Genomic DNA, 17,305 nt, shown 5'->3' on the forward strand with positions numbered 1-17,305 from the left:
GCCCCGATGCCGATCCATCTCTACTGGGGGGAGGACGAGGCCGCCCGCAGCCGGGCGGTGGAGGAGCTGATCGCCCGGGTGGTGGATCCGGCCTGGCACAGCATCAACCTCAGCCGACTCGACGGCAGCGACCCGGTCCAAGCCTCCGGGGCCCTCTCGGAGGCCCGCACCCCGCCGCTCGGAGGCGGCGAACGGGTCGTGGTGCTGCAGCGCAGCCCCTTCGGCGGCTCCTGTCCGGCCGAGCTGGCCGGACAGCTGGAGAAGAGCGTGGACCTGATCCCGGAGCAGAGTCATCTGGTGCTGGTGAGTGCGGGGAAACCGGACGCCAGGCTGCGGACGACGAAAACCCTGCGGCAACGGGCCGAGGAGCGCTGTTTCGCACTGCCCGCCGTCTGGGATGGTGCCGGGCAGGTGGAGCTGGTGACCCGCACCGCCCATGCCCTGGGGGTGACACTGGAGTCCGCCGCCGCAACCGCCCTCGCCGAAGCGATCGGCAGTGACAGCACCCGACTGGCCAGTGAGCTGGAGAAGCTCGCCCTCTACCGGGGCGACCGGCCGATCGACGCCACCGCCGTGGCCAGCCTGGTGGGAGGCCACAGCACCACCAGCCTGGCGGTGGGGGATGCGCTGCTGGAGGGACGCCCGGAGCAGGCGATCGCCCTGGTGGATGAGCTGCTGCAGGCGGGAGAGCCCGCCCTGCGGCTGGTGGCGACCCTGGCGGGCCAGGTCAGGGGCTGGCTCTGGGTGAGCCTGCTGGAGGCCTCAGGAGAACAGGACGTGGCCGTGATCGCGCGCGCGGCCGGCATCGGCAATCCGAAGCGGATCTACGTGATGCGCCGCCAGATCCGCGGCCGCCCGCCCCGGCGCCTGCTGCAGCTGCTGGGCCAGGTGCTGGAGGTCGAAGCCGCCCTGAAACGGGGGAGCGAGGCTGGTGCGGCCTTCCGTGATGGGCTGCTGCTGGCCACCGGCCGATAATCGGCGCAGCACACCGCGCACACGCGCCGACCGGGATGGCCCTGCTGGTTCAGAAGTTCGGGGGCTCCTCCGTCGGCAGCGTCGCGCGCATCCAGGCCGTGGCCCGGCGAATCGCCGCCAGCCGGGAGGAGGGTCACGACCTGGTGGTGGTGGTGTCGGCGATGGGGCACTCCACCGATGAACTCACGGCCCTGGCCCGGGCCGTCTGCGGCGCCCCCCCCCAGCGGGAGATGGACATGCTGCTGGCGACCGGCGAGCAGGTGTCGATCGCCCTGCTGGCGATGGCCCTGCACGGGATCGGGGTGCCGGCCGTCTCGATGACCGGGGCCCAGGTCGGCATCGTCACCGAATCGGCCCATGGCCGGGCCCGCATCCTGGAGGTGCGCACTGACCGGCTCCTGAACCTGCTCAACGACGGACAGGTGGTGGTGGTGGCCGGATTCCAGGGCACCAGCAGCGGTAGCGGCGGCACTCCCGAGATCACCACCCTGGGGCGCGGCGGCTCCGACACGTCGGCGGTGGCCCTGGCGGCGGCCGTGGGGGCGGACGCCTGCGAGATTTACACCGATGTCCCCGGCGTGCTGAGCACCGATCCGCGGCTGGTGGCCGATGCCCAGCTGATGGTGGAGGTGAGCTGCAACGAGATGCTGGAGCTGGCCAGCCTGGGCGCCGCGGTGCTGCATCCCAGGGCAGTGGAGATCGCCCGCAACTACGGGGTGCCGCTGGTGGTGCGCTCCAGCTGGAGCGATGCGCCCGGCACCTGCCTGACCAGCGGCAGCCAGCGCCGCATCGGCAGCGGCGGGCTGGAGCTGGGCAAACCGGTGGACGGGGCGGAGCTGGAGGAGCGGCAGGCGGTGCTGGCCTTCACGCGGGTGCCCGATCGACCCGGGATCGCCGCCCTGCTGTTTGAGGCTCTCTCCGGGGCCGACCTGAACGTGGACCTGATCGTGCAGTCCACCCACGAGGGCACCAGCAACGACATCGCCTTCACCCTGGCCGAGGCGGAACTGCCGGCGGCCCGCCAGGTCTGCCTCGGACTGCTGCGGGATCTGGAGGTGGAGGGCAACGCCCTGGCCTCCGAGGCCGGGCTGGCCAAGCTGAGCATCTCCGGGGCCGGGATCATGGGCCGCCCCGGCATCGCCGCCCGGCTGTTCGACACCCTGGCCCGGTCGGGCATCAATCTGCGCATGATCGCCACCAGCGAGGTGAAAGTGAGCTGCCTGGTGGAAGGCGGCCAGGGCGCCCGGGCCCTGCGGGCCGCCGCCGAGGTGTTCGAACTACAGGACCACCAGCTCCGCCAGAACCCGCTGCCCTGCAGCCAGGACGATCCCGCCGTCCGAGGGGTCGCCCTGGACCGTCACCAGGCCCAGGTGGCGGTGCGGCAGGTGCCCGACCGGCCAGGCACGGCGGCGGCCGTCTGCCGGGCCCTGGCCGACGCCGGCATCAGCCTGGACACGATCGTGCAGTCGGAGCGAACCGGCAGCACCAGCAGCGGCCGGAGTCGGGACATGAGCTTCACCCTGGGGCGCGAGGACCTGGACCGGGCCCGGGCCGCCCTCCAACCCCTGCTCCTCGCCTGGCCCGAGGCTCGCTTCGAGCAGGGCAGTCCCATCGCCCGGGTCAGCGCCGTGGGGGCGGGGATGCCCTGCACCCCCGGAACGGCGGCACGAATGTTCCGGGCTCTGGCCGAAGCGGAGGTGAACATCGAGATGATCGCCACCAGTGAGATCCGCACCAGCTGTGTGGTGGCGGAGGCCGACGGGGTCCGCGCGCTACGGGCGGTGCATGCCTGCTTCGGCCTGGGCGGGCCGGCCCTGCATCGGGTCCACGGGGACAGCCCCGCGGAGGCCCTCTCCTAGGTGCCCTGGCTGCGTCACCGACGCTGGTTGGTGCTGGCGGCGGGTCTGGATGCCCTGGGGGTGTGCCTGCTGGCCATCGGGATCGATGGCAGCCGCTCGGCCCTGATCGGCCGACAGATCGGGCTGCTGCTGGTGCTGGTGGCGGCCTATCTGAGTCTGGGCTGGCTGTTCGGCTCCTACACTCTGCTCAAGGCCTCGCGGCTTCGCTGGGTGCAGCTGGTGACGCGGTTGGGGATCACCAGCCTGGCCTCGGTCACCGCCGGGGCGCTGCTCGGCTGGCTGCTGCGGGCCTCCCCCGAGCTCACCCTGCTGCACCGGGGCAGCCTGCTGCCGCTGTTCTCCCTGGCGGCGCTCTGGAGCGGGGGTGTCCGTTTGCTCCTCTGGCCCCTGGCAAGGGCCCAGCAGCAGGATATCTGGCAGATCGTGGCGCTACCCGACGAACGCGAGGAGGTCCGACGGGAATGGGAGAGGCTCGGGGGTCCAAGCGCCCCGACCATCAACGGCTTCAGCCTGCAGGGGCCCTATGGCGACCAGCAGAGCGCTGAAGGTGCCCCGATGTCGATCAGCGGGATTGCCCTCAGCCACGGGGTGCTCAGCCAGCCGGATGTGCTGCGCTACTGCGCCACGGTGGTGGCCGAAGGCCTGCCGATCACCTCGCTGGTCCAGGTCGCCGAACAGGAACTGCAGCGCATCCCGCCCCGCTGGGTGGGGGATCAATGGCTGCTGTTCTCCGATCGGATCGAGGGCCGGCCCGCCGGCTTCGAACGGCAGCTCAAGCGCTATGCCGATGTGATGAGCAGCCTGCTGCTGCTGCTGCTCAGCAGCCCGGTGCTGCTGCTGGCGGCCCTGATGATCCGCCTCCAGGACGGGGGTGCGATCCTCTACCGCCAGCGCCGCACGGGGCTGCTGGGCCATGGCTTCGAGGTGATCAAACTGCGCACGATGGTGCCCCAGGCGGAGGCGGGCGAGGCGATCTGGTCGGATCCGCACGATCCGCGCATCACGTCCGTGGGGCGCTGGCTGCGGCGCACCCGGATCGATGAGCTACCCCAGCTGCTGAACGTGCTGCGGGGCGAGATGAGCCTGATTGGCCCGCGGCCGGAGCGGCCGGAACTGGAGGAGGAACTCGAGCGGGCGATCCCCAACTACCGCTTGCGGCACTGGATCCGGCCCGGTCTGAGTGGCTGGGCCCAGGTCAACATGCCCTACAGCTCCACCGTGGAAGATGCCGAGCTGAAGCTGAGCTACGACCTCTTCTATCTGCGCAACAGCAGCATCTGGCTGGATCTGCTGATCCTGGTCAAAACGATCAAGATCGTGCTGAAGGCCACCGGGCGCTAGCGGTCGGGGAAATGGGACTAGGTGCTGCGCACCAGTTTCTGGCGCAGCCGCTTGATGCGGTCGCGCAGATTGGCGGCCTCCTCGAAGTCCAGATCGCTGGCGGCCCGCTTCATCCGATCCTCCAGCTGATTGATCAGTTCGGGCAGCGATTCCAGGGGCACGTCGTTATGCTGAGCCTGCTCCAGGGCCGATTCCAGCTGATCATCGCTGAGGCGACGGGACACCTCCAGAAAGGCGAGAATGGCATTGCCGGCCCGTTTGCCGGCCGGTGTGGGCGTGATGCCGTGGCGCAGGTTGTAGGCGTGTTGGATCCCTCGCCGTCGCTCGGTTTCGGAGATGGCCCTCGCCATGGAATCGGTGAGGTTATCGGCATAGAGAAGCGCCACGCCGCTGATGTGACGGGCGGCCCGGCCGATCGTCTGGACCAGGGAGCGTTCCGCCCGCAGGAATCCCTCCTTGTCGGCATCGAGAATCGCCACCAGGGACACTTCGGGCAGATCCAGGCCTTCCCGCAGCAGGTTGACGCCCACCAGGGCGTCGAAGGCGCCGTTGCGCAGATCCTGGATGATCTCGATCCGCTCGATCGAATGGATCTCGGAGTGGAGGTAGCGCACCCGCACCCCATTCTCGGCCAGGTAGTCGGTGAGATCCTCCGCCATCCGCTTGGTCAAGGTGGTGATCAGACAGCGCTCCTGGCGCTCGGCCCGCAAACGGATTTCACCGAGCAGATCGTCCACCTGGCCTTCGCTGGGTCGCACCTCCACCACCGGATCGAGCACACCGGTGGGGCGGATCACCTGCTCGGCCACCTGGCCCCGGCTCTGGTCCAGTTCCCAGGCCCCCGGAGTGGCCGAGACGAAGATGGTCTGGCGGGCCTTCTCCCAGAACTCCTCGGCCTTGAGCGGACGGTTGTCGGCGGCGCTGGGCAGCCGGAAGCCATGCTCGATGAGCACCTGCTTGCGGGACTGGTCGCCGTTGTACATGGCATGGAGCTGGGAGCAGGTGACATGGCTCTCGTCCACCACGAGCAGCCAGTCGTCGGGGAAGTAATCGATCAGGCATTCCGGCGGAGTGCCGGCCGGCCGGCCGGCCAGATGCCGGGCGTAGTTCTCGACGCCATTGCAGTACCCGACCTCCCGCAGCATCTCGAGGTCGTAGGTGGTGCGCTGCTCGAGCCGTTGGGCCTCCAGCAGACGGCCCTGGCCGTTCAGCACCTCCAGCCGGTCGCTGAGCTCGGTGCGGATGGCGGCAATGGCCGTTTCGAGCCGGTCCTTGGGGGTGACGAAGTGCTTGGCCGGATAGATGTTGATCGTCTCGAGGCTCTGCAGGATCTCGCCGGTGGTGGGGTCCACATAGCGGATCGCCTCCACGTCATCGCCAAACAGCTCGATGCGCACCAGCCGATCCTCGTAGGCGGGTCCGATCTCCAGCACATCGCCCTTGACGCGGAAGCGACCGCGGCTCACCTCCATGTCGTTGCGGGAGTACTGGTTGTTGACCAGTTCGCGCAGGGAACCGCGCAGATCGAGCCGCTGCCCCACCGTGAAGGGAACCGCCGCCTTGAGATATTCCGATGGAATCCCCAGACCGTAGATGCAACTGATCGAGGCCACCACGATCACATCGCGCCGCTCGAACAGGGAGCGCGTAGCGGAATGGCGCAGCATGTCGATCTCTTCGTTGATCGACGCGGTCTTGGCGATGTAAGTGTCCGAAACCGGAACGTAGGCCTCGGGCTGGTAATAGTCGTAATAGGAGATGAAGTATTCAACGGCGTTATGCGGGAAGAACTCCCGCAGTTCGTTGCAGAGCTGGGCCGCCAGGGTCTTGTTGTGGGCGAGCACGAGGGCCGGTCGGCCGGTGCGGGCGATCACATTGGCGATCGAGAAGGTTTTGCCGGTGCCCGTGGCCCCGAGCAGGGTCTGGTAGCGATCCCCTGCCTCCACGCCACGCACCAGGGACTCGATCGCCGTGGGTTGATCCCCCTTCGGTTCGTAGGGAGCCTCAAGCTGAAAACGGGGCATGCCCGGCATCACCAGGCGCTGCCTGGCGGATCGTCGACCTTGATCCTAAGGAGCCCCCTTGGGCCACGAGGGCTCAGGAGAGTCCGGCCGCTGCGGGAAGGGCGGCGCGGGTGAAGCCCAGATCCAGGCCCAGCCAGCCGAGGATCAGGGTGCTGATCACGCTGTACACGACGGCCCCCAGGATGGCGCTGATCAACCCGTTCTTCAGCCGGAACCCGGGGATCAGCCAGGCCGCCAGGGCGAAGAGCACAATCGTGATCACCCAGTTGTAGAGGCCGCTGATCGGCGTGACAAGGCCGCCGAGGCTGGTGATCGCCCAGGGCAGGGCCAGCAGGGCCTTCAGGGGAAGGATCAGCAGCGTGCCCAGCAGGCCGATCACCACGGCGGAGAGGAGGGCTGTGCCGAAGTTCTCCAGTTCCACACCCAGTGGAAGGGCCGCCACGATCAGGAGGACGAGGGCCCGGATTGGCCACTGCAACAGCCAGACGAACGGTCCCATGGAGCGGATGCGTATCGGAGACACCCTAAGCAGGGTCTCCGGTTCAGCCAAGCGCGTCCTTCCGGACTGTCACAGCGCCAGAGCCGGGGGAGGGCGAGGTGGTGTTGCCGAGGGCGGCGCGCAGGCCACGGACCACTGCCACCATCGCCAGGGGGTCCTTGAGGCGATTCACCGCCGAACCCACACCGACACCCCGGGCTCCGGCTGCGATGGCCAGGGGCAGGGTGACGGAGGACAGGCCCGAGGCGCACAGCACCGGCACCGGCACAGCCCGGCTGATGGCATGGGCCGCCGCCAGCGTCGGCGCGGCTTTTTCGATCAGGCCCAACACCCCCGGGCTGGTGGGCCGGGAGCTGGTGCCGCCCTCGGTCTGGATGAGATCAGCGCCGGCGGCCACCAGGTCGATGGCCAGCTGCTCCTGCTGATCCAGCGGGAGCACATGGGGCACCGTGACCGAGAGGGCCAGTTCGGGAAGGAGCTGGCGGGTGCGCCGGGTGAGCGCCAGGACCTCCTCGGCACCGAAGCGGCGCCCGAGCGGATAGAAGGCGTCGAAATTGCCGATCTCCACCATGGTGGCCCCGGCCGCCACCGCCGCGGGGAACAGGTCCGGATCCACGGCCGAGACACAGATCGGCAGGGCGGAGGCGGCGACGGCCAACCGCACCAGGGAGGGATCACAGGCCACGTCGATCAGGTCGGCTCCGCCGGCGGCCGCGGCCCGGCTGATCCGCTCCACCGAGGACGCCTCGTGGTTGGTGAGACCGGCGATCACCTTCAGCAGCCGCCGCGAGCGCAACGCCTCACGCAGGGGAACGGGCAGGCTGGTGAGGCGCGACATCGGCGAAGCGGGCGGATGAAGGCGATTCTCCCATGGGGTCCCCTGCAGGACCGGCTGCATCGGGAGCTGCTGGCCGAACCCGAACTGCTGCCCCGGGACTCCCGTCTGCTGCTGGCGGTGTCGGGCGGCCAGGATTCGATGGCGCTCACCGGATTGCTGCTCGATCTGCGGCGCCTGCATGGCTGGGATCTACAGCTCTGGCACGGCGACCACCGCTGGCGGCCGGAGGCCGCGGCCCAGGCTAGGGATCTGGTCCACTGGGCCGAGGGTCAGGGGCTGCCGATCCGGGTGGAGACCGCCTCCCCGACACCAGAATCCGAGGCCGCGGCCCGGCGCTGGCGCTACGAGGGCCTGGGCCGCTGGGCGCTCCGCCTCGACTGCCGGCATGTGCTCACCGGACACACCGGCAGCGATCGGGCCGAAACCCTGCTGCTGAATCTGGCCCGCGGCACCCATCTGGCCGGCCTCGCCAGCCTGCGCCGCCGTCGCCGGCTGGAGCCCCCCCGGGGGGAGCCCGGCCATGGGAGCCTCCACCTCATCCGTCCCCTGCTCGGGCTGACCCGCCAGGACACGGGCCGGTTCTGCGCGGAGCGCGGCCTGCCCGTCTGGCGGGATCCCTCCAACGAAGATCGTCGCTTCAGCCGCAACCGGCTCCGCCGGGAGGTGCTGCCCGTCCTCGAGGCCTTGCATCCGGGAGCCGCCCTGCGGATCAGCGCCCTGGCCGGACGCCTGGAGCGCGAGCAGGATCTGCGGGCAGAGCTGCTGGCCCTGGCCGTGGCCCGGCTGCGGGATCCGGATCTCCCCTGCGCGCTGCGGCGGCCTGACCTGCAGGCCCTCTCCGCCCGCCTCCAGGAGAGCGCCCTGAGACACTGGCTGCAGGAGGCCACCGGGTCAGGACCGGCCGCCGCACAGCTGAGCGGGCTGCGCCATCGCTTGCGTGCCGGCCAGGGCCCTGGCAGCCTGGATCTCGCCGATGGATGGCGTCTCAGCTGGGACCGGACGACGCTGCGGCTTGTGCCCCTAGGCGCCGCGGCCAGCCCTCGAGACACCGGCCCGGACGCCGCCGCCATGCCCCCACCACCGCCGGGACAGTCCACGCCATGACCAGTGCCTTCAGCGCCTTCGACCAGGCCTACCGCGAGGTGGAACTGGCCTACGGCCAGAGCCGGTTCGTCGAGACCCTCGAGCGGGCGGAAGCGTTGCTGGGGGACGGAGGGCTGCGGCCGGACGACCCCAGGACGCTGCGCCTGAAGCTGGTGATGGCCCACAGCCTGTTCCACGGCCTGCAACAGCCGGCCAAGGCCGCTCCCCTCTACAGCCAGGTGCTGGAAAGCACGAGTGAACCCACCTACCGGGATCTGGCGGCTGAAGGCCTCTCCCTGTGTCGTCAGGCCCTGGAGCCCGCCTCCCCTGCGGAGGCGACCCCGGCCATGCCATGGATCTCCGGCTCCGCCGACGGTTCGCCTCAGCCGGGTTCGGAGGATGTGACGCCGGTGCGGGTCGAGGTGATCCCGAACGCGACCGCCACACCGGCTCCGGAGCCCATCCCATCGCCCGGCACCCACGAGGATGCGCAGCTGGCCAAGGGCCTGCTGCGGGTGGTGCTCGGCTGAACCGGCACCACCCGCAGCAGCATGGCGGCGGGGGGCGGTGGGGGGCTCAGCCGGCGGCCGTGGAGCGACGGCGACGGGTGCGGTTGGCCGGCATCTCGGGCTCGTCCCGCCGGGCCGGTGTGGACCCGCTGGCCGCCACGGCCTGGACGGGCGTCTCCGCCGCCGCGGCCGGTGCCGCCACCTTCACGGCGGTGGCCAGGGTCCGCTGGGGCGTGGCGGCCTTGGCGGGGTGGGAGCGGCCCACGTCGCGCACCACGGCCTCGCGGCCACCATGCCGACCTCCGCGGGAGGCGGGCCGGCTGTCGGGCTCGGCATCGGCCCGGCCCTTGTAGGCCGGGGTGCCGGCCGGCGCCGGCTGGACCAGACAGATGATCAGGGGCTCCACCTGGAGTTCCCGGCGCAGCCGGCGCTGCAGACCGACCTCGATCTCCCGCTGCACTCCCACCCAGTCCACCTCGGGGGCGGTGCCACCGGTGTTGCGGCTGAGCTGGTTCCAGCGGTTCTCGAGCACCCAGCCGATCTCCCGTTCGGCCCAGATCGAGAGCTTGCGGGCATCGGCGGTGGTGACCACACCCCGCAGGTTCACCCGTGGCGGCGCGGCCATCACCCCATCGGTGCTGATCACGGTGAGGAGGGTGATGACCCCGTCCTCGGCCAGCTGCTGGCGCTCCTTGAGCACCCGGTTGTCGACGATGCCATTGCGGGAGGCGTCGAGCAGCTCGATACCGGCCTTGACCGGATCACCCTTACGGATCGAATTGGGGGTGAGCTCCACCACGTCACCGTTGTCGATGATCAGCATGTGATCGGCGGGCACACCCATCGACTGGGCGGTCTTGGAGTGGGCCACCAGCATGCGGTGCTCCCCGTGGACCGGCACGAAGTACTTGGGCCGGGTGAGCGCCAGCATCAGTTTGTGGTCTTCCTGGGAGCCGTGGCCGGACACATGGATGCCCTCCCCCTTGCCGTAGACGACCTTGGCGCCCAGCATCATCAGCCGGTCGATCGTGTTCACCACGGAAATCGTGTTGCCCGGAATCGGGCTGGCCGAGAAAATGATCGTGTCACTGGACTTGACCTGCACCTGGGGGTGCTCGCCGCGGGAGATGCGGCTCAGCGCCGCCAGCTCCTCACCCTGGCTGCCGGTCATCAGCAGCAGGGTTTCCCGATCGGGCAGGTCCCGGATCTGCTTGATCGGCACGAACAGTTCATCGGGGCAGCGGATGTAGCCCAGTTCCCGTGCCTTGGCGATCACGTTGAGCATGGAGCGACCGAGCAGGCCGACCTTGCGGCCGTGCTTCATCGCCAGCTCGAGAATCATCGAAACCCGGTGCACCGAGCTGGCGAAGGTGGTGACGATCACCCGGCCCTCGGCCTTGGCGAAGTTGCGGTCGAGGTTGGGGAACACGGCACGCTCCGGGAGCGTGGAGCCGGGCAGTTCGGCGTTGGTGGAATCGCTGAACAGGCAGAGCACACCCTGCTCGCCGTATTGGGCCATCCGCTGGATGTCGAAGTATTCACCATCCACCGGGGTGTGATCGAACTTGAAGTCCCCGGTGAAGACAATCACGCCCACCGGCGTGGTGATCGCCAAGCTGAAGCTGTCGGCAATCGAGTGGGTGTTGCGGATGAACTCCACCTGGAAGTGCTGACCCACTTTCACCACGTCCCGCGGGCTCACGGTCTGGATGATGGTGCGATCGGTGACCGCCGCTTCCTCCATTTTCCCCTGGAGCATCGACATGGCCAGTCGCGGGCCATAGATCACCGGAATCGTGAAATTCTTGAGATGGTGAGGGATGCCACCGATGTGATCCTCGTGGCCGTGGGTCACGATCATGCCGCGGATGCGCTTCTGGTTCTCGCGCAGGTAGCTGGTGTCGGGCAGCACCACATTGACGCCGTGCATGCCGTCGCTGGGGAAGGCCAGGCCGGCGTCCACGAGCATCAGCTCGTCGCCGTACTCGAATACGCAGGTGTTCTTGCCGATTTCATGGAGCCCGCCGAGGGGGATGACCCGCAGGGCGGGTTGCTGGCCGTTGGCGGAGGCTGATCCGTTGGTGCTTGTTGTCATGGTGGTGGTGGGGACAGGGCCGGATGGGGCGGAGTCGGGCCTTGGCGTCAAGTGGGACGCAGGGCAGCCAGGGCGGAGGTCAGACGGGCACGGACATCGCTGTCGGCGGAGACCAGCGGCAGTCGTGGGACCCCCACGGGCCAGCCTTTGAGTTCAAGGGCGGCCTTGACGGGGATCGGATTGGTGCTGGCGAACAGGGCCCGGCAGAGGGGAAGCAAACGCTCATGCAGCTCCAGGGCCGTGGCGTGGTCGCCGGAGAGGAAGGCCTGAATCATCCGGTGGATCTGGCGCCCGGCCAGATGGCTGGCCACACTCACCACCCCGACGGCCCCGGCGGCCAGCATCGGCAGGGTGAGCATGTCGTCGCCGCTGTAGATCGCCAGCCGGGACCCGCAGCGGAGCCGCAACCGGCTCACCTCCTCGGTGGTGCCGCTGGCCGCCTTGAAGCTGACCAGGTTCGGCAGATCCATCAGCCGGGCCGTGGTGTCCGCCTCCAGGCTGCAGCCGGTGCGGCCAGGGATGTTGTACAGCATGATCGCCAACCCGGGGGCCGCCGCCGCGATCGCCCGGAAATGGGCTTCCAGCCCCTCCTGGGGGGGACGGTTGTAGTAGGGCACCACCACCAGGGCGCCATCGGCCCCCTGAGCGGCCGCGTGGCTGATCGCCTCCACGGCCTCGGCGGTGCAGTTGCTGCCGGTGCCGGCCAGCACGCGGGCCCGGTCGCCCACGGCCCCCTTGACCGCCGCGAACAGCTCGTGCTGCTCCTGCCAGCTGAGCGTGGGCGACTCACCGGTGGTCCCGCAGACCACCAGGCCGTCGGAGCCCTGGGCAACCAGATGGACCGCCAGTCGGGCCGCCAGTTCCAGGTCCACGGAGCCGTCGGCCGCGAAGGGGGTCACCATGGCGGTGAGCAGACGGCCGAAGGGGGCAGGGCTGGGACCGATGGCACTCAAGCGGGAACTCCTGGCCGGGTCCGGCACGCAGGGGAGGAAGGGGCCCGGTCCGGGGCGGAGGGATCGAGCAGCAATTCGGCGATCTGGATGGCGTTGAGGGCGGCACCTTTGCGGATCTGATCCCCGCAGAGCCAGAGTTCCAGGGCGCAGGGATCGCTCAGGTCCTGGCGGATCCGCCCCACCGCCACGGGATCACGGCCCGTGACGTCCGTGGGCATCGGGAAGCGGTTGGTCTCAAAATCCTCGATCAGCTCCACCCCGGCGGCCGCCCCCAGCAGGGCACGGGCCTCCTCGACCGGAAAGGGTTCAGCGAAGGCGATGTTGACCGCCTCGGAGTGGGCCCGCAGCACCGGCACCCTCACGCAGGTGGCGCTGAGGCGCAGCTCCGGCAGACCCATGATCTTGCGTGTTTCGTGGAGCATCTTCAGTTCCTCCTCGCAGTAGCCGCTGGGCTGCAGGGGTGAGTTGTGCAGGAAGAGGTTGAACGCCAGCGAATGGGGCAGCACGGCACTCACCGGTTCGCCGCCGTCGAGCACGGTCTGGCTGAGGGAGCGCAGCTCCTCCATGGCCCGGGCGCCGGCGCCGCTGGCCGACTGATAGGTGCTCACCACCACCCGCTGGATCGGGCGGCGGGCCTGGAGCGGAGCCAGCGCGAGGGTGAGCAGGATCGTGGTGCAGTTGGGGTTGGCGATCACACCCTGATGGGTGAAAGCCGCCTCCGGGTTCACTTCCGGAACCACCAGGGGAACGGCGGGATCCAGCCGGAAGGCGCTGGAGTTGTCGATCACCACGGCCCCTGCCGCCACGGCCACTGGCGCCCACTGCCTCGAGGCGGATCCGCCGGCGGAGGCCAGCACCAGGTCCACCCCTTCGAACGATGCCTCGTCCACCACCTGGATGGCCTTCGGCTGGCCCCGCCACTGGAGCCTCTGGCCGGCGGAGCGGGGGGAGGCCAGCAGACGCAGCTCCCCGACTGGAACGGATCGCTCGGCCAGCAGCCCCAGCAGCTCCTGACCCACGGCACCGGAGGCGCCGAGCACGGCCACGGTCAGGGGACGATCAGGCAGGGAGGAGAGGGGAAGGGCGGTGGACAACGGCAGAACGTGGGGAAGGCGGGACGGGGCTGCGGCGGTTCAGGTCCGGGGGGGCGCCGAGGGGAGGGGGATGGGGCGACCGGGACAGCGACGGACGGACGGATTCAGAGACCTGGTCGGATCGGGCCGCGTTCAATCCGGCGATGGGCGTTGGAACGGTTCGGTCCGGCCTGGGAGGGATCGGCCCCCCGGCCCGGACGGAATCCGTGGGCCCGGAGGTGGAGGGGGAAGGCTGGAGTTCAGGCCGTGGGAGTGGGGCGGTGGGGCAGACGTGAGGAAGAGAGAAGGATCGGATCGGAAGGCGGAAAGCCGGCTGTCCCGCCGCCACGGCCGACCGAAGGACGCCTGGTGGGGGGCGGGGCGGGGACCTGGGGCTCGGGGGAGCGGGATGGCCCGGAACGGATATGAACGGCTTGCTGCTCGTCAATGGAACAATACGCTGCCCCGGCCCAGGGCGCGAGCCGGAAAGCCTCCGGAGGACGGGTTCTTAGGATGGCGGGCTGCCCTGCGTCGCCTCCGCGGCCGTATCCCATGAGTTCCGCCCTGAAGGTCAAGACCAGCCCCCGTCCCGGCAGCCGTCTGGCGCTGGAGGTGGCGATCCCGGGCGGTCGCTCCCAGGCCAGTTACGAGGCGGCGGTCACCCGGCTCAGCCGCACGGTGCGATTGCCAGGCTTCCGCCAGGGCAAGGTGCCACGGCCGGTGCTGCTGCAGCAGATCGGCCCGCTGCGGATCCGCGCCACTGCCCTCGAGGATCTGGTGGAGGCGATCTGGCGGGACGCCCTGGAGCAGGAGCAGATCGAGGCGCTCAGCAGCCCCGAACTGAGTGAGGGGTTCGAGGCCCTGCTGGCCCGCTTCTCTCCGGGCGAGGAGCTCACCGTCACCCTCGAACTGGACATCAAGCCCACCCCCGTTCTGCGGGAGCGGCAGGGGCTGGCGGTGGAGGCCGAAACGGTCGGCTTCGACCCGAACCGGGTGGATGAGCTGATCGAGGAGTCCCGCCGGCAGATGGCCACCCTGGTGCCGATCGAGACGCGGTCGGCCGCCAGCGGGGATGTGGCGGTGGTGAGCTTCAGCGGCACCTACGTCGACACGGGTGAGGCGATCGAAGGGGGCCGCTCCGACGCCCTCGAGGTGGAACTCGAGGAGGGCCGCATGATCCCCGGCTTCGTCGAGGGGATCGAGGGCCTGGCCGTCGGGGAGAGCCGCACGATCACCTGCCGCTTCCCCGATGACTATCCCCAGGAGGCCTCGCGCGGCCGGGAGGCCAGCTTCGCGATCACCCTCAACGAACTCAAGGCCCGTGAACTGCCTCCCCTTGATGATGCCTTCGCCCGGGAGGCGAGCGACAAGGAGACCCTGGCCGAGCTGCGGGCCGATCTCGAATCCCGCCTGCGGGAGGACGCCGAACGCCGCAGCCGCAGCAACCGCCACGAGGCCCTGCTGAGCGAACTTGTGAACCAGCTCGAGGTGGAGTTACCCGAAACCCTCGTGCAGCGGGAAATCCGGTCCCTGATCGAGCAGACCGCCGGTCAGATCGCCCAGCAGGGGATGGACGTCAAGAGCCTGTTCACCCCGGACCTGGTCCGCAGCCTGATGGAGTCCTCCCGCCCCGAGGCCGAGCAGCGCCTGAAGCGCAGCTTCGCCCTGCAGGCCCTCGCCGCGGCCGAGGACATTCACATCGCGGCGGCGGAGATCGACGCCAAGGTGAAGCAGGTGAGCCGCGGCCTCAGCGATGGCGCCTCGGTCGACCCGGCCCGGCTGCGGGAGGCCGTGGCGGAGGATCTGCTGCGGGATGCCCTGATGACGTGGCTCGAGGCCCACTCCACCGTCACCGAGACCGTGGCCGTCCCCGGAGCCGCGACCGAGGCCGAGAGCCCGGACCCCTCCACCCCGCCCGAGCCTGGGGCCGCCATAGATTGAGGACTGTCCCCCTTCTCCCCTCGTCCGGCCGCGTGATCGAAGCCCGTCGCTCCCATCCCATCGTGAACCGCTGGCAGGCCTCCCCGGGGGTGCTGCCCACCGTGGTGGAGCAGTCGGGCCGGGGGGAGCGGGCCTTCGACATCTACTCCCGTCTGCTCAGGGAGCGAATCATCTTCCTGGGCAGCGGCATCGACGATCCCGTGGCCGATTCCCTGGTGGCCCAGCTCCTGTTCCTGGAGGCCGAGGATCCCGAAAAAGACATTCAGATCTACATCAATTCCCCGGGAGGCTCAGTCACCGCCGGCCTGGCCATCTACGACACCATGCAGCAGGTCGCCCCCGATGTGGTGACCATCTGCTATGGCCTGGCGGCCAGCATGGGAGCCTTCCTGCTCTCGGGCGGAACCAAGGGCAAGCGCATGGCCCTGCCGAGCGCCCGGATCATGATCCATCAGCCCCTGGGTGGCGCCCAGGGACAGGCCGTGGACATCGAGATTCAGGCCAAGGAGATCCTTTATCTCAAGGACACCCTCAACGGGCTGATGGCCGAGCACACCGGCCAGCCCCTGGCGAAAATTGCCGAAGACACTGACCGCGACTACTTTTTGTCTCCACCCGATGCCGTGGCCTACGGCCTGATCGATCGTGTCGTCGATGACGCCACGCCACTCTGATCCGTAGGGTCTCCCCCGTGACCCCCGGCCCCAGGCCAAGCCGACACGCCGGCCGGCCAGCCCTTTCCCTGATCCGGACCCCCGCTCGATGGCCAAGTTCGATGCCCATCTCAAGTGCTCGTTCTGTGGCAAGTCTCAGGAGCAGGTCCGCAAGCTGATCGCCGGACCGGGGGTCTACATCTGTGACGAATGCATCGACCTCTGCAACGAGATCCTCGATGAGGAACTGGTGGAGACCCACGGCAGCCCCCGGGGCCATGCCGACCCCTCCCGCAAGCCCGCCGGCAAGAAGGTGTCAAAGCCGGCTCCCACCCTGGCCACCATCCCCAGGCCCCTGGAGATCAAGACCTTCCTCGATCAGCAGGTCGTGGGGCAGGACGAAGCCAAGAAGGTCCTCTCCGTCGCGGTCTACAACCACTACAAACGCCTCGCCTGGCAGGGCGACGGCAAGGGGGAGGCCGACCGCAGCGCCACCCGGCTCCACAAGTCCAACATCCTGTTGATCGGTCCCACCGGCTGCGGCAAGACCCTCCTGGCCCAGACCCTGGCCGAGCTGCTCGACGTGCCCTTCGCCGTGGCCGACGCCACCACCCTCACCGAAGCCGGCTACGTGGGTGAGGACGTGGAGAACATCCTGCTGCGGCTGCTGCAGAAGGCCGATCTGGATGTGGAGCAGGCCCAGCGGGGCATCATCTACATCGACGAGATCGACAAGATCGCCCGCAAGAGCGAGAACCCCTCGATCACCCGCGATGTCTCGGGAGAGGGTGTCCAGCAGGCTCTCCTCAAGATGCTGGAGGGCACCGTGGCCAACGTGCCGCCCCAGGGGGGCCGCAAGCACCCGTATCAGGACTGCATTCAGGTCGACACGAGCCAGATCCTGTTCATCTGCGGCGGAGCCTTCGTGGGCCTGGAGGACGTGGTGCAGCGGCGGCTGGGCCGCAACTCGATCGGCTTTCTCCCCTCCGACGGCCGCAGCCGGGGCCATCGCGAGGTGCAGGCCAGTCACGTGCTGCGCCACCTCGAACCCGATGATCTGGTGCGCTATGGCCTGATCCCGGAGTTCATCGGTCGGCTGCCGGTGAGCGCCGTGCTCGAGCCCCTCGACACCCACGCGCTCGAGGCCATCCTCACCGAACCACGTGATGCCCTGGTCAAGCAGTTTCAGACACTGCTCAGCATGGACAGCGTGGAGCTGGACTTCGAGACCGGCGCCGTCGAAGCGATCGCCAAGGAGGCCCACCGGCGCCGCACCGGTGCCCGGGCCCTGCGCGGCATCGTGGAGGAGCTGATGCTGGATGTGATGTACGACCTGCCCTCCACCACCGAAGTGACCCGCTTCACGATCACCCGCGAGATGGTTGAGCAGCGCAGCCAGGCCAAGGTGCTTCCCTACCCCGGCGTGATCGACCAGCAGGCCACCGCCTGAACCGAGCGACCA

At 69.3% G+C, this 17,305-nt stretch carries 14 protein-coding genes; 8 read left to right on the forward strand and 6 right to left on the reverse strand.

Annotated features, from left to right (window positions below; genetic code table 11):
- Nucleotides 1-6: 6 nt before the first annotated feature.
- From holA to ACWJI7_RS12185, 3 genes are read left to right on the forward strand one after another with little or no spacing between them, the layout of a single operon-like run.
- Nucleotides 7-975, forward strand: a complete 969-nt coding sequence (holA, locus tag ACWJI7_RS12175) for a DNA polymerase III subunit delta (RefSeq protein ID WP_479938233.1) — start codon at nucleotides 7-9, stop codon at nucleotides 973-975.
- A gap of 35 nt (nucleotides 976-1,010) precedes the next feature.
- A complete protein-coding gene (locus ACWJI7_RS12180; protein ID WP_479938234.1) occupies nucleotides 1,011-2,834 on the forward strand; it encodes an aspartate kinase in 1,824 nt (607 codons plus the stop codon).
- The gene (locus ACWJI7_RS12185) at nucleotides 2,835-4,175 is read left to right on the forward strand and encodes a sugar transferase (protein WP_479938236.1); all 1,341 of its coding nucleotides are present in this window, start codon (nucleotides 2,835-2,837) and stop codon (nucleotides 4,173-4,175) included.
- Between the two features lie 17 nt (nucleotides 4,176-4,192).
- Here ACWJI7_RS12185 and uvrB read toward each other — a convergent pair whose 3' ends face one another.
- The 3 genes from uvrB to ACWJI7_RS12200 form a co-directional block, all read right to left on the reverse strand.
- Nucleotides 4,193-6,199, reverse strand: coding sequence for an excinuclease ABC subunit UvrB (uvrB, locus tag ACWJI7_RS12190; protein WP_479938237.1), 2,007 nt, complete (start codon nucleotides 6,197-6,199; stop codon nucleotides 4,193-4,195).
- Between the two features lie 73 nt (nucleotides 6,200-6,272).
- Nucleotides 6,273-6,698, reverse strand: a complete 426-nt coding sequence (locus tag ACWJI7_RS12195) for a phage holin family protein (RefSeq protein ID WP_479938238.1) — start codon at nucleotides 6,696-6,698, stop codon at nucleotides 6,273-6,275.
- Between the two features lie 43 nt (nucleotides 6,699-6,741).
- Nucleotides 6,742-7,536: a DUF561 domain-containing protein gene (locus ACWJI7_RS12200; protein ID WP_479938239.1), complete on the reverse strand. Its 795-nt coding sequence runs from the start codon at nucleotides 7,534-7,536 to the stop codon at nucleotides 6,742-6,744.
- Between the two features lie 15 nt (nucleotides 7,537-7,551).
- Between ACWJI7_RS12200 and tilS the strand changes: the two genes are divergently transcribed.
- Together tilS and ACWJI7_RS12210 are read left to right on the forward strand one after the other, a co-directional pair.
- The gene (gene tilS / locus ACWJI7_RS12205; protein ID WP_479938240.1) at nucleotides 7,552-8,640 is read left to right on the forward strand and encodes a tRNA lysidine(34) synthetase TilS; all 1,089 of its coding nucleotides are present in this window, start codon (nucleotides 7,552-7,554) and stop codon (nucleotides 8,638-8,640) included.
- Nucleotides 8,637-9,149, forward strand: a complete 513-nt coding sequence (locus tag ACWJI7_RS12210; protein ID WP_479938241.1) for a hypothetical protein — start codon at nucleotides 8,637-8,639, stop codon at nucleotides 9,147-9,149. Before tilS ends, ACWJI7_RS12210 begins: the two co-directional genes overlap by 4 nt.
- A 46-nt stretch (nucleotides 9,150-9,195) precedes the next feature.
- On the opposite strand, the gene ACWJI7_RS12215 is transcribed toward ACWJI7_RS12210, so the two are convergent.
- From ACWJI7_RS12215 to ACWJI7_RS12225, 3 genes are read right to left on the reverse strand one after another with little or no spacing between them, the layout of a single operon-like run.
- Complete coding sequence (locus tag ACWJI7_RS12215) at nucleotides 9,196-11,223, reverse strand: ribonuclease J (RefSeq protein ID WP_479938243.1); 2,028 nt, start codon at nucleotides 11,221-11,223, stop codon at nucleotides 9,196-9,198.
- A gap of 47 nt (nucleotides 11,224-11,270) precedes the next feature.
- Nucleotides 11,271-12,176, reverse strand: a complete 906-nt coding sequence (gene dapA / locus ACWJI7_RS12220) for a 4-hydroxy-tetrahydrodipicolinate synthase (protein WP_479938244.1) — start codon at nucleotides 12,174-12,176, stop codon at nucleotides 11,271-11,273.
- On the reverse strand, nucleotides 12,173-13,270 hold the full coding sequence (locus ACWJI7_RS12225; protein WP_479938245.1) for an aspartate-semialdehyde dehydrogenase: 1,098 nt from the start codon (nucleotides 13,268-13,270) through the stop codon (nucleotides 12,173-12,175). Before ACWJI7_RS12225 ends, dapA begins: the two co-directional genes overlap by 4 nt.
- Before the next feature lie 531 nt (nucleotides 13,271-13,801).
- On the opposite strand from ACWJI7_RS12225, the gene tig reads away from it, so the two are divergent.
- The 3 genes from tig to clpX all read left to right on the forward strand — a co-directional run bounded on the left by tig (nucleotide 13,802) and on the right by clpX (nucleotide 17,293).
- Nucleotides 13,802-15,190, forward strand: coding sequence for a trigger factor (tig, locus tag ACWJI7_RS12230; protein ID WP_479938246.1), 1,389 nt, complete (start codon nucleotides 13,802-13,804; stop codon nucleotides 15,188-15,190).
- 32 nt (nucleotides 15,191-15,222) lie between these two features.
- Nucleotides 15,223-15,864, forward strand: coding sequence for an ATP-dependent Clp endopeptidase proteolytic subunit ClpP (gene clpP / locus ACWJI7_RS12235; RefSeq protein ID WP_479938247.1), 642 nt, complete (start codon nucleotides 15,223-15,225; stop codon nucleotides 15,862-15,864).
- Between the two features lie 88 nt (nucleotides 15,865-15,952).
- Nucleotides 15,953-17,293 carry an ATP-dependent protease ATP-binding subunit ClpX gene (gene clpX / locus ACWJI7_RS12240; RefSeq protein ID WP_479938248.1) on the forward strand — a complete coding sequence of 447 codons (1,341 nt, stop codon included), beginning with the start codon at nucleotides 15,953-15,955 and terminating at the stop codon, nucleotides 17,291-17,293.
- Nucleotides 17,294-17,305 lie beyond the last annotated feature (12 nt).

The sequence above is a fragment of the Cryptocyanus atlanticus LEGE 06306 genome, from assembly GCF_056633155.1.